A 12,227-nucleotide genomic window follows, 5' to 3' on the forward strand; every position below is an offset into this window, starting at 1 on the left:
CTGAGGCTCCGCCGGACTTTGGTCCGGTGGAGGATGTGGGTTGGGCGGAGCCGTCCGACGCCGACACGCGGGCCCTGCTGGAGGGGTTGGCAGCGTCGTATGCGGCTGTTCCGGCGGCGGAGCTGGACATCGACGCGGCCGCGGTGGGGCCGGAGCTGGCGGCGCTGCTGACCGAGCGCGACCCCGCTGCCGCCGGCGACGCCCACGACGTGGTCGAACTGGTCGCCGGGTGGGCGCGGCAGGTCGCCCACGCCGAGGCCGGGCTGGCCCGGGCGCTCGCGGCGTTGGCCGCCCGGGTCGAGCTGCGACCCGCCGAGACCGGGTATCGGTCGGTCAACCCCGTCACCAACACCGCCGTCGTGGTGGCCGGACGATGCCAGCTGACGACCAAACAGGCCGAAGGCATGGTCGGACCCGCAGTCCAACTGCTACGCGACTTCCCCGACACCTGGGCCGCCTGGTGGGCCGGGCTGATCGACTGGCGGCGGGTCCGCGCCATCATGGACGAGCTCGGCGGCCAGGACCCCGATGTGCGTTCCCGGGTGGAAGCGGCGGTGCTGCCGCAGACGCCGCACCTGGACTCCGTCGCGCTGCGCAAGCTGATCAAGCGGCTGCTGCACGAACTCGCCCCCGTCACGGTCGCGGAGCGGCACCGGGCCGCCCGCGAAGAACGCTACGTGTCGGTGATGCCCGCATCGGACGGGATGGCCCACCTCGAGGCCCGGCTGCGCGCCGAGGACGCCATCGCCCTCAACGCGAGGTCGAACGCCGACGCCGCCGATCTGAAACGCGCCGACGCCGCGGCCGGTGCACCGGCCCGGACCCACGACCAGCGCCGCGCCGACGCCCTCGCCGCACTCGGGACGGGCCCGACCCGGTCCGTGAGCGTGCACGTCACGATCCCGTTCGGGTCGCTGTCCGGGCTGAGCGAGGAGCCGGGTGAGCTCGAGGGCTACGGACCCATACCCGCCCACATCGCCCGCAAGCTCGCCGCCGAAGGGGTATGGCGATGGCTGGCCACCGATCCCGGCAGCGGGCGGGTCATGGATCTCGGCCGGACCACGTACCGGCCCACCAAGGCGCTCGCCGACTTCATCATCGCCCGCGACCGGACCTGCCGCATGCCCGGCTGCCACCGCCCCGCCCGCTACTGCCACATCGACCACCGCGACCCCTACCAGAACGGCGGGGCCACCTCAACGGCGAACTGCCAGTGCCTGTGCGAGACCCACCACCTGCTCAAACACCACGGACACTGGCACTGCACCACCCTGCCCAACGGCACCACCGTCTGGACCAGCCCCACCGGCCATCGCTACCTCACACCACCGGCACGAGCGGGCTAGTCGGACCGGCTAGGGGCGGACGAAGTAGGCGGCCGGCTCGTCCTTCAGCGCCTGCAGCAGCCGCTCCTGCTGTTCGTCGTCGAGCGGCGGCAGTTCGTCGGGCGCGAACCACCCGACCGCGAGCGACTCGTCGTCGTTCACGCGCGCCTCGCCGCTCACCGGACGGCACCGGAACGCGACGTCCATGAACTGGACGCGGTCGCCGTTCGGGTAGGCGGCCGGCGGGCCGGTGACGACGCTGCTGATGCGCTCGACCTCGATGTGGACGCCGGTCTCCTCGAACGCCTCGCGCACGACGGCGACAGCTGGCTGTTCGCCGGGCTCGAGGATGCCGGAGATCAGCGCCCACCGCCCGGTGTCCGAGCGCTGGCCCAGCAGTACCCGCCCCTCGTCGTCGACGATGACCGCGGTGACGCCGGTGAGCCACAGCAGGTCGTGGCCCACCTGCTCGCGCAGCGCCAGGATGAACTCAGGAGTCGGCACGGGTCAGCGGCCCGCTGGGGTCACTCGAACCCGCCGCCGAAGTCGCCCCCGCCGAAGTCGCCGCCGCCGAAGCCACCGCCGCCGAAATCGCCGCCGCCGAAGCCGCCATCGCCGAAGTCACCACCACCGCCGCCATCTCCGCCGCCCTCGATGTAGACCGGGCTGGACATGGCCGAGCCGAGCATGGTGCCGATGAGCATGCCGGGCAGCAGGCCGCCGAAGTAGCCGCCCGCCCAACCGCCGTAGGCCGGGCCGGCGTCGTAGTACGGACGGCGTTCACCGTCACCGACCGGGACCATACGGGTCTCGGGATCGGCACCGGCCTTGACCCGCATCGCATCGGCGGCACAGGCCGGAACGGTGCGCGGCGCGCCTCCCATTGGGGCCCACTCGACGTCCTCGACGGACGGACCGTGGCCAGGGTCGAAGAAACAAGGGAGGCGGCGTTCCGGGATCGGCTCGCCCTTGCTGCGGGCATCGACGCAGGCCAGCAGCCAGCGGCCCTCCTCGAGCGCGGTGGTGACCGGTTTGAGGTCTGTGGGCTTCTCGGCGCGGTCGGCGAAGGTCTTCGCGTTCTCGTAGAGGTCGAGGGCGCGGCCGTACTCGTTGCGGGCCTCGATCGGGACCTTGGAATCCTTGCCGAGGTCGAGGTCGAGCTCGGAGAGTCGTTCGCCGTACTTGGTGATGTCCTCGTCGAGGGCGCCGCGGACCTGCTCGAGCTGGGCACGCTCCTTGCTGCGCTTGTTGCGCCGGTACAGGAGGAACCCGCCACCGCCGGCGGCCGCCAGGATCGCGAGCGGGAGTAGCCCACCGCCACCGTCGCCCGACGAACCTGTCGCATCTCCAGACCCACCGCCGCCTGCCGCCAGATCCTCCGCCTGCGGGGTGAAGCTCTCGATGAACTCCGAAACGTCACTGGAAGCGTCAGCGACGTTGATGGCCGTGTCGCGCACCGTTGTGGAATCGATGGTCATCGAGTCCGCATTGACGCGGAGGTCGGGTAGGACCGCGACGTAGGTCCCCTGCTCACCCACCGCCTGTGCAATGGTGGCCAATCCATCTGGATCCGAGGCGGCGGCGGCCGGCAGGACAGCGACGAAGATGGGCGTCGAGGCGCCAGACAACGTCTGCTCGGCTGCGGACCGCTCGCCGTCGCTGAACGGCCGGCCCTCGGCCTCCAGCTCAGTTTCGGCGTCAGGGTCGACGTACAGCCGCGAGTTGCGGAGGGCTTCGGCGGCTGCCTCGTACGCGCTCGACATATACCCATCATCCACGGTCCGGCGGATCGTGCCACGAGCAGGTCCGGCGTGATCGACGTTGTCGGGGGTGGATGGTTCGATGGTCCCGTGGACAAGGTCACCTGGGCCCAGGTGCTCGGCCGCCGGCTGCAGCACCTGCACGTCACCGACCCGTCGCCCGGCCTGGTCGAGACCGCCGAGCGGCTCATCGGCGTGCATGCGCAGGTGGCGTCCACGGGCGAGCTCATCGCGGCGGCGCGGACCCCGTCGTACCAGCTGGGCGACGCCGCTACCGCGCTCTGGACCGACCGCACGCTGGTCAAGACGTGGGGCATGCGCGGCACGCTGCACCTGTTCCCGGCCGCCGAGCTGCCGCTGCTCGTCTCGGCGTGGAAGCACCGCCAGTTCCCGAACGTCAACGCCGCCTGGGAGCGCTACCACGGCATCAACCTCGCCGCTCTCCAGCAGATCACCGAGGTCATCGGCGAGGTCCTCCCGGGCCAGGTGCTCACCCGCGAGGAGCTGCTGACCGAGATCGCCGCCGTCGTCAAGGCGCCCGGACTGGCCGAGGCCGTGCGTTCCGGCTGGGGCCAGATGTTCAAGCCGGCCGCGGCGGGCGGTCTGCTCTGCTCGGGCCCCGAGCGCGACCGCAACGTCACGTTCACCAGCCCGCGCACCTGGCTGCCCGACGTCGCGTGGGACCGGCAGCCCGACCACCGCACCGCCATGACAGCCGTGCTCGAGCGGTTCCTCGACGTGTACGGCCCGGCGACGCACGAGGACTTCAGCCGCTGGTGGGGCGTCGACGCCGCCAAGGCGCGCCGCCTGTTCAAGGAGTACGCCGAGGTCATGGTCCAGGTCGACCTCGACGGCATCGCCTGCTGGACCACGCCGGCGGTGCTCGACGACCTCGTCGACCAGAGCGGCGACCAGAGCGTCGACCAGGCCGGCGCCGCCACCGGGGTGCACCTGCTGCCGGGGTTCGACCCCTACGTCATCGCGCCCATTGGCCACCGGGCCTGGACCATCCCCGACGGCTTCGTCGACCGCGTCTCGCGCGCCGCCGGCTGGATCTCACCGGTCCTCGTCGTCGACGGCGTCGTGCGCGGGGTGTGGAGCCACGAGCTGAAGAACGGCACCCTCACGGTCACCGTCGAGCCGTTCGCCAAGGTCACGGCCGCCACGAAGAAGGCCACGGCCGGCGCCGCCCAGCGCTACGGCGCGCTGTTCGACGCCGAGCCGCAGCTCACCTGGGGGTGAGGCTCAGGCCGCCTCGCCACGCACCTGGTCGACGGCCACGCGCACCGTCACCCGCTGCTCGTCCTCCTTGCGGAATGGGTAGCTGTCGGCGTCAAGGTACTTCTTCGCGAGCCGGTCGATGACCTCGTCGCCGTCCTCGACGCTCAGCGTGGCGCGGCCGGTCACGCTGGCCCACCGCCACGGGTTCTCCGGGTCGAGCACACTGAGCGACACGACGTCGTTCTCGCGCAGACGGCGCTCTTTCACGCGGCCGGCGGCGGTGTTGAAGATGACGCCGTCACCCTCGACGTCGACCCAGACGATCGAGTTGTGCGGGTGGCCGTCGGCGTCCAGAACCGTCGCCCAGGCCGGGATCGGCTGGGAGAACAGGTCACGAGCGTTGTCGGTCAGAGCGGGCATGCGCGTACATCCTTCACAAAAAGTTGACGTGTCAAACGTTCCACGTTCGACAACGCCGGATGTGCGCGCGAGCTTCCCGTAGTCCCGTCAATCCTCGATGGTGCAGATGATCGCGCCGTTGCCGATGGTCGCGCCCACTTCGGCGCTCAGCCCCGTGACGGTGCCGGCCTTGTGCGCCGTGATGGGCTGCTCCATCTTCATCGCCTCCATGACGACGACGACATCACCCTCGGCCACGCTCTGCCCGTCCTCGGCGACCACCTTGATGATGGTGCCCTGCATGGGCGAGGTGAGGGCGTCGCCGCTGACGGCGGCCGCCCCGGCCCGGCCCGCGGTGCGCCGCGCCGGCCGCCGGGCCGCGCCCGCGCCGGCAGCGGCCGTGCCGCCGCCCGCGCCCGCCCCGAACCCGGCCGGCAGCACGACCTCGAGCCGCTTGCCGCCGACCTCGACGGTGACCCGCTCGCGCCCGACGCCCTCGCCGTCGGACCCGTCGGCCGTGGAACCCTCGAACGGCGCGACCGGGTTGTCCCACTCGGTCTCGATCCAGCGCGTGTGGACGGTGAACGCCTCGCCGTCGGAGGCGGGGACGAAGGCGGGGTCGTCGAGCACGGCGCGGTGGAACGGGATGACGGTGGCCAGCCCGCCGACCTCGAACTCGGCCAGCGCGCGCCGGGCCCGCTCGACCGCCTGGCGCCGCGAGGCGCCGGTGACGACCAGCTTGGCGAGCAGGGAGTCGAAGTTCTGCCCGACGACGCTGCCCGGCTCGACGCCCGCGTCAACCCGAACGCCCGGGCCCGACGGCGGCTTGAACGTCGCCACGGTGCCGGGCGTGGGGAGGAAGCTGCGGCCCGGGTCCTCGCCGTTGATGCGGAACTCGATGGAGTGGCCGCGGACGACGGGGTCGTCGAAGCCGAGCTCCTCGCCCTCGGCGACCCGGAACATCTCGCGGACGAGGTCGAGGCCGGTGACCTCCTCGGTGACCGGGTGCTCGACCTGCAGCCGGGTGTTGACCTCGAGGAAGGAGATGGTGCCGTCGGTGCCGACCAGGAACTCGCAGGTGCCGGCGCCGACGTAGCCGGCCTCGCGCAGGATCGCCTTGGACGCGCGGTACAGCTCGGCGTTCTGCTCCTCGGAGAGGAACGGAGCGGGGGCTTCTTCCACCAGCTTCTGGTGCCGCCGCTGCAGTGAGCAGTCGCGCGTGGACACGACGACGACGTTGCCGTGCCGGTCGGCCAGGCACTGGGTCTCGACGTGGCGCGGCCGGTCGAGGTAGCGCTCGACGAAGCACTCGCCGCGGCCGAACGCCGCGACCGCCTCGCGCACGGCGGACTCGTAGAGGTCCGGGATCTCCTCGAGCGTGCGCGCGACCTTGAGGCCGCGCCCGCCGCCGCCGTAGGCCGCCTTGATGGCGACCGGCAAGCCGTGCTCCTTGGCGAAGTCGACGACCTCGTCGGCGCTGGTGACGGGGTCGGAGGTGCCCGCGACGAGCGGGGCGCCGGCGCGCGCGGCGATGTGCCGGGCGCTGACCTTGTCGCCGAGCGCGGTAATGGCGGCCGGCGGCGGCCCGATCCAGACCAGCCCGGCGTCGAGGACGGCCTGCGCGAACTCGGCGTTCTCGGCCAGGAAGCCGTAGCCGGGGTGGACGGCGTCGGCGCCGGAGCGCGCGGCGACGTCGAGCAGCTTCGCGATGACCAGGTACGTCTCGGCGGCGGTCTCGCCGCCCAGCGCGTAGGCCTCGTCGGCGAGCCGGGCGTGCGGGGCGTCGCGGTCGCCGTCGGCGTAGACGGCGACACTGCCCAGGCCCGCGTCGCGGCAGGCCCGAATCACCCGCACCGCGATCTCGCCGCGGTTGGCCACGAGAACCTTGCTGATCCGGCGGTACTCCACGCTCTCTCCTCCCAGAACTGCAGCGAGTCTAGGGGACTGCCAGGTGAACTCCGTCTGACGCATCGTCGCGAGGCAACCCGTGCACCGTCTCCAGCGTGTTCACGACAACGAGTCAAGACAGGGGGAAGCGGGGTCGTGATGCTTATACAGTCCCCTGACGGTGAAGCCGCACCGGCCGTGGGCGCGACGGTGTATGCGGGCCGCTCCGAGCCGGACGAGGCGACGATGGATTTCGAGGAGTTCGTCCGGGCGAGTCTGCCCGGGCTGCTGCGCTACGGCCACGCGCTCACGGGTTCGCCGCACGACGCGGCCGACCTCGTCCAGACGGTGCTGGAGAAGGTCGGATCGCGGTGGACGCGGATCATGCGGCAGGACGTCGAGCCGCTCGCCTACGTACGGCGGTCCATGGCCAACGCCCACGTCAGCCGCTGGCGGCGACGACGCCGTGAGGTGCTGGTCGACGTGTTCCCCGACCAGGGCGTGTCGCCTCCGGACCGTCTCGACGGCGAGCCGATGTGGCAGGCGCTGGCCGAGCTGCCGCCGCGGCAGCGGGCGGTGCTGGTGCTGCGCTACTACGAGGACCTGTCCGAGGCGGAGATCGCCGCGGCGCTGGGCATCAGCCAGGGCACCGTGAAGAGCCAGGCGAGCAAGGCGCTGGCGAAGTTGCGGGCGAACGTGTCCGCCGTGGAGGGACGAGACCGATGAACGACTTCGACGACGAACTGCGCCGGATCCTCGGCGACGAGCGGCTCGGGCTCACCCCGCAGGCCGACGCCGTCGGGCGGATCGTCAAGGGCGCCCACCGCCGGCGGACCGTCCGCGTCGTGGCGTCGGCGGCCGGATCGGTCGGCCTGGTGGCCGCGGTGGCGATCGGCTCGATGGCCGTCAGCGGCCAGTTCACCGCCGCGCCCGACTACGATCCGCAGCCGGCTGTGTCGCCGACGGTGCTCCCCGGCCCGGAGCTCACCCCGGACCCGGCCACCCCGACGACGACGCCGGACCCCACGGCCGACCCGACGGGCGACCCCACCGGCGACTCCGGCGGCGACCCGGCTGGGGGATCGTCCGGCACGGGTGACCCGGCCGGCGACACGCCGCCCGGCGGGCTCGACCCGGTGGACGTCTCGACGCTGCCGCTGCTCGATCCGGCCGCGCCGTTCGATGGCGTCCAGGTGCGGATGCCGCTGGCCCAGCTCCAGCAGGTCCCCGGCGTCGAGATCACCCGGCTGCGGGCCCAGACCGACTCGCCCGAGCTCTGCTACGGCGAGTTCCGCACCGCCGACGCTCACGGCTACATCTCGCTGCGCGGCGCGATCGGCAGTCCGCCGGACGACCTCATGGGCGCCTACGAGGTCGCGACGCTGGTGGCGGACGTCCCGGTGCGCACGCCCGAGGGCATCGGCGTGGGCAGCTCCGCCGCCGACGTGCGGGCGGCCTACCCGGAGACGTACGCCGAGGACAACGGCGACCTCGGCAGCGTGATCCACGGGCTGGCCGGGGTGATGTCGTCCTGGGAGTTCCAGGTCGTCGACGGCCTGGTCACCCGGATCGCCCACGACGGCAGGCACAACTGCGGTGTCGACCCGCCGCCGGTCGAGGGCCCCACGCCCGACCCGGACGTGCCGGTGATCACCGCGGACGGCTACGGCCCGATCCGGATCGGCATGAGCGTCACCGAGCTGGAGGACGTCGACGGCGTCACCATGGACACCAGCGACCAGAGCGCCACGTGCCACGGATCGTTCACCTACGGCGACGTCCACGGCTCGGTCTCGGTGCGCCGCGACCCGGACACCGGCGAGATCTTCGACGACACGCTCCAGGTGACGACCATCACCTCCGATCGGCCGCTGCAGACGCCGGAGGGGGTCCGGCAGGGCACGCCGCTCGACCAGGTCCGCCTCGTCCACCCGAACCTGGAGGTGTCCGCCGAGCAGGCGCGGGCAGCGGCCGGTTCCCGGACGTACTGGGTGTTCCGCACCGCGGGCGGCGACGTCGTCGTGCAGGTCATGCTCGACGGCGGATGGGGCTGCTGACCCGGCGCGACCTCAGCCGGCGAGCCGGTCCAGGTCGGCACGGCATCGGCGCTCGAGTTCGACGAGGTCGGACAGGGTGGCGTCGATGTCGCGCCGGCGCTGTTCCAGCTCGGCCCGGCGCTGCTCGATCTGGTCGAGCAGGTAGCGGAGCTGGCCGACCTCGCCGGGCTCGGCGTCGTACATGCCGATGATCTTCTTGATCTCGTCCAGCGGGAACCCGAGCCGCTTCCCGCGCAGCACCAGTCCCAGCCGCACGCGGTCGCCGTCGGCGAAAATGCGCCGGGTGCCGTTGCGGGCCGGCGTCAGCAGCCCCTGCTCCTCGTAGAACCGGATGGTGCGGAGCGTGACGCCGTACTCCTCGGCGAGTTCGGCGATGCTCCACGTGCGCTCGTCGACCACCTCGGCGTCTCCTTCTCCTGGTGCGGGTCCAAAACTTACGTTAACGTAAGCGTCAAGTACCGAGCACTACGGAAAGCGGGAACGACGATGTTCGAGCTCTCCGCGGAACACGAAGAGTTCCGCCAGGTCGTCCGCGACTTCGCCCGGGCGGAGATCGCTCCGCACGCGGCGGAGTGGGACCGCAAGCACGAGTTCCCGGTCCCCGTCGTGCGGGCCATGGGCGAGCTGGGGCTGTTCGGCCTGACGGCGCCCGAGGAGTACGGCGGCGCGGGCGGCGACCTCACCAGCCTGTGCGTGGCGATCGAGGAGATCGGGCGCGTCGACCAGTCGCTCGGCATCACGCTCGAGGCCGCCGTCGGGCTGGGCATCACGCCGATCCTGTCCTACGGCACCGCGGAGCAGAAGGACCGCTGGCTGCCCGACCTCGTGGCCGGCCGTGCGCTCGCCGCGTTCGGCCTCACCGAGCCCGGTGCCGGGTCCGACGCCGGCGCGACGGCGACCCGCGCGGTCCTCGACGGCGACCAGTGGGTCGTCGACGGCGCCAAGCAGTTCATCACCAACTCCGGCACCGAGCTGACCAGCTGTGTCACCATCACGGCGCGCACCGGTGAGCGGCCTGACGGCAGCGCCGAGATCTCCGCGATCATCGTCCCGTCCGGAACGCCCGGGTTCATCGTCGAGCCGGCCTACGACAAGCTCGGCTGGCACGCGTCCGACACCCACCCGCTGACGTTCGACGGCGTGCGGGTGCCGGCCGACCACCTCCTGGGTGCGCGCGGTCACGGGTTCGCGCAGTTCCTGGCGACGCTCGACGACGGCCGCATCGCGATCTCCGCGCTCGCCGTCGGCTGCATCCAGGCCATGCTCGACGCCACCCTCGAGTACGCGCACGACCGGACGTCGTTCGGCGTGCCCATCGGCGCGAAGCAGGCCGTCGCGTTCCAGATCGCCGACCTGCACGTCATGGCGCAGGCCGCCCGGCTGCTCACCTACCGGGCCGCGGCCCTGCGCGACGCCGGCGCCCCCGCCGACCAGGTCAAGCAGGCGGCCGCGTCGGCCAAGCTCTACGCGACGGAGTCCGCCGTCACCGCCACCCGGGTCGCGACGCAGGTGTACGGCGGCTACGGGTTCATGGAGGAGTACCCGGTGGCGCGCTTCTACCGCGACGCGAAGATCCTCGAGATCGGCGAGGGGACCAGTGAGATCCAGCGACTCGTCCTGGCTCGCGGGCTGGGCCTGCCGGTTCAGGCATGATCGGCGTGTGAGGGAAGGGGACGACGTGGGGCGCGACCACTACGCCGAAGTCGACGCGGCGCGCAAGGCCACCGAGGTCCCGTCGGACGCCGGTGCCGCCAAGCTCGCCGCGCAGGGCAAGCTCTACGTCCGCGACCGCCTCGGCCTGCTCTTCGACACCGGGACGTTCGTCGAGGACGGCCAGCTGGCCAACTCACTGGCGACGGGGCTGCCGGCCGACGGCGTCGTCACCGGCCGCGGCCTGGTCGAGGGCCGGCCCGCGCTGGTGGTCGCCAACGACCCCACCGTCAAGGCCGGCTCGTGGGGCGCGCGCACCGTCGAGAAGATCGTGCGGGTCACCGAGACCGCGCTGCGCGACGAGCTGCCGGTGTTCTGGTTCATCGACTCCGCCGGCGCCCGCATCACCGACCAGGTCGACCTGTTCCCCGGCCGCCGCGGCGCCGGGCGCATCTTCCACAACCAGGTCGCGCTGTCGGGCCGGGTGCCGCAGATCTGCTGCCTCTTCGGGCCCAGCGCGGCCGGCGGCGCCTACATCCCGTCGTTCTGCGACGTCGTGATCATGGTCGAGGGCAACGCGTCGATGTACCTCGGCTCCCCCCGCATGGCCGAGATGGTCGTCGGCGAGAAGGTGTCGCTCGAAGAGATGGGCGGCGCCCGCATGCACGCGACGGTGTCCGGCTGCGGCGACAACCTCGCCGCCGACGACGCCGAGGCGATCGAGCAGGCGAAGGCGTTCTTCTCCTACCTGCCTGGCTCGTGGCGCCAGCCGCCGCCGTCGTACGAGTCGGGCACCGCGGCCCGCGAGTTCACCCGCGACCTCGTCCCCGCCGAGGAGTCGCAGGGGTACGACATCCACGACGTCATCGACGCGCTGGTTGACGACGACTCGTTCTTCGAGGTCAAGCCGTTGTTCGCGGCCGAGCTGGTCACCGGTTTCGGCCTGCTCGAGGGCCAGGTCGTCGGCGTCGTCGCCAACCAGCCCGCGGTCAAGGGTGGCGTTCTGTTCACCGATTCCGCGGACAAGGCGGCCCGGTTCATCTGGCTGTGCGACGCGTTCAACGTGCCGCTGATCTACCTGGCCGACGTGCCCGGCTTCATGATCGGATCGGTGGTGGAGCGCGAGGGGATCATCCGGCACGGCGCCAAGATGATCACCGCCGTCGCCGAGGCGACGGTGCCGACGGTGTCGGTCATCGTCCGCAAGGCCTACGGCGCCGGGTTGTACGCGATGTGCGGCCCCGGCTTCGGGCCCGACGCCTGCCTCGCCCTGCCGACCGCGAAGATCGCCGTCATGGGCCCGGAGGCCGCGATCAACGCCGTCTACTTCAACAAGATCGCGGCGATAGCGGACGAGGCGGAGCGGGCTGCGTACGTCGCGGGGCTGCGGCTGGAGTACGAGGCCGACATCGACATCCTGCGGCTGGCGTCGGACCTGGTCATCGACGCGATCGTCGAGCCCGAGGAGCTACGTGGCCAGCTGGTCGCTCGCTTGGCGGCGGCTGCGGGCAAGGACCGCAGGTTTTCCGAGCGGCGCCACGGCGTTCCGCCGGTGTGAGGTTTTACGGGTCTCGCGTGGTTGCGTTGGGTTTCCCCGTCCCCCTGCTGCCCATTTTCTTAGCCGCGTATCCGCGCCTCAAGCGGACCCTTGGGGCGCTGCGCGCCGGTGGGGGTCCGCTTGACCCGCGGCTCCGCGGCCAAGAACCTGGCAGCTATCAGGGGGACGGGGGGAGTCTGGCGACGGGTGGGTGGTCGGGGCCTGCTTGGTCTTGGGTTGAGCGCGCGTCCTGGGTGTGAGTCGCGCTGTCGGGGCTGATTCGGCTGTTTCGCGCGCGTCACGCCCAGGACGCGCGTCAGACCCAGGATGTGGCGGTGCGGGGAGGGACTTCTTCCCGCTATGGCGGGGAGAACTCCCTCCTGACGTGTGT

General features: G+C 71.9%; 11 protein-coding genes. 6 read left to right on the forward strand and 5 right to left on the reverse strand.

The window, feature by feature from the left end; translation table 11 throughout:
• Positions 1 to 26: 26 nt before the first annotated feature.
• On the forward strand, positions 27 to 1,346 hold the full coding sequence (locus tag HD601_RS14420) for a DUF222 domain-containing protein (RefSeq protein WP_184822909.1): 1,320 nt from the start codon (positions 27 to 29) through the stop codon (positions 1,344 to 1,346).
• Between the two features lie 9 nt (positions 1,347 to 1,355).
• Here HD601_RS14420 and HD601_RS14425 read toward each other — a convergent pair whose 3' ends face one another.
• On the reverse strand, positions 1,356 to 1,829 hold the full coding sequence (locus HD601_RS14425; RefSeq protein WP_184822911.1) for an NUDIX domain-containing protein: 474 nt from the start codon (positions 1,827 to 1,829) through the stop codon (positions 1,356 to 1,358).
• 20 nt (positions 1,830 to 1,849) lie between these two features.
• Complete coding sequence (locus HD601_RS14430; protein WP_184822913.1) at positions 1,850 to 3,088, reverse strand: hypothetical protein; 1,239 nt, start codon at positions 3,086 to 3,088, stop codon at positions 1,850 to 1,852.
• 87 nt (positions 3,089 to 3,175) lie between these two features.
• Here HD601_RS14430 and HD601_RS14435 point away from each other — a divergent pair, with 87 nt between their 5' ends.
• On the forward strand, positions 3,176 to 4,327 hold the full coding sequence (locus HD601_RS14435; protein ID WP_184822916.1) for a DNA glycosylase AlkZ-like family protein: 1,152 nt from the start codon (positions 3,176 to 3,178) through the stop codon (positions 4,325 to 4,327).
• Between the two features lie 3 nt (positions 4,328 to 4,330).
• Here the strand turns inward: HD601_RS14435 and HD601_RS14440 are convergent, their stop codons facing one another.
• Both HD601_RS14440 and HD601_RS14445 read right to left on the reverse strand, forming a co-directional pair.
• The gene (locus HD601_RS14440) at positions 4,331 to 4,726 is read right to left on the reverse strand and encodes a PPOX class F420-dependent oxidoreductase (RefSeq protein ID WP_184822918.1); all 396 of its coding nucleotides are present in this window, start codon (positions 4,724 to 4,726) and stop codon (positions 4,331 to 4,333) included.
• 87 nt (positions 4,727 to 4,813) lie between these two features.
• Positions 4,814 to 6,598, reverse strand: a complete 1,785-nt coding sequence (locus HD601_RS14445) for an ATP-binding protein (protein ID WP_184829860.1) — start codon at positions 6,596 to 6,598, stop codon at positions 4,814 to 4,816.
• Positions 6,599 to 6,838: 240 nt separating this feature from the next.
• Between HD601_RS14445 and HD601_RS14450 the strand changes: the two genes are divergently transcribed.
• Both HD601_RS14450 and HD601_RS14455 read left to right on the forward strand, forming a co-directional pair.
• Positions 6,839 to 7,318 carry a SigE family RNA polymerase sigma factor gene (locus HD601_RS14450; RefSeq protein WP_221440982.1) on the forward strand — a complete coding sequence of 160 codons (480 nt, stop codon included), beginning with the start codon at positions 6,839 to 6,841 and terminating at the stop codon, positions 7,316 to 7,318.
• Positions 7,315 to 8,649 carry a hypothetical protein gene (locus tag HD601_RS14455; RefSeq protein ID WP_184822921.1) on the forward strand — a complete coding sequence of 445 codons (1,335 nt, stop codon included), beginning with the start codon at positions 7,315 to 7,317 and terminating at the stop codon, positions 8,647 to 8,649. Before HD601_RS14450 ends, HD601_RS14455 begins: the two co-directional genes overlap by 4 nt.
• Before the next feature lie 12 nt (positions 8,650 to 8,661).
• On the opposite strand, the gene HD601_RS34805 is transcribed toward HD601_RS14455, so the two are convergent.
• Entirely contained in the window at positions 8,662 to 9,048 is a 387-nt protein-coding gene (locus HD601_RS34805; RefSeq protein WP_184822923.1) for a MerR family transcriptional regulator, read from the reverse strand.
• A gap of 87 nt (positions 9,049 to 9,135) precedes the next feature.
• Here HD601_RS34805 and HD601_RS14465 point away from each other — a divergent pair, with 87 nt between their 5' ends.
• Both HD601_RS14465 and HD601_RS14470 read left to right on the forward strand, forming a co-directional pair.
• Complete coding sequence (locus tag HD601_RS14465) at positions 9,136 to 10,302, forward strand: acyl-CoA dehydrogenase family protein (protein ID WP_184822925.1); 1,167 nt, start codon at positions 9,136 to 9,138, stop codon at positions 10,300 to 10,302.
• Between the two features lie 25 nt (positions 10,303 to 10,327).
• The gene (locus HD601_RS14470; RefSeq protein WP_184829862.1) at positions 10,328 to 11,857 is read left to right on the forward strand and encodes a carboxyl transferase domain-containing protein; all 1,530 of its coding nucleotides are present in this window, start codon (positions 10,328 to 10,330) and stop codon (positions 11,855 to 11,857) included.
• The last annotated feature ends 370 nt before the right edge of the window (positions 11,858 to 12,227 follow it).

It is taken from the genome of Jiangella mangrovi (assembly GCF_014204975.1).
In the GTDB taxonomy this organism is placed as follows: domain Bacteria; phylum Actinomycetota; class Actinomycetes; order Jiangellales; family Jiangellaceae; genus Jiangella; species Jiangella mangrovi.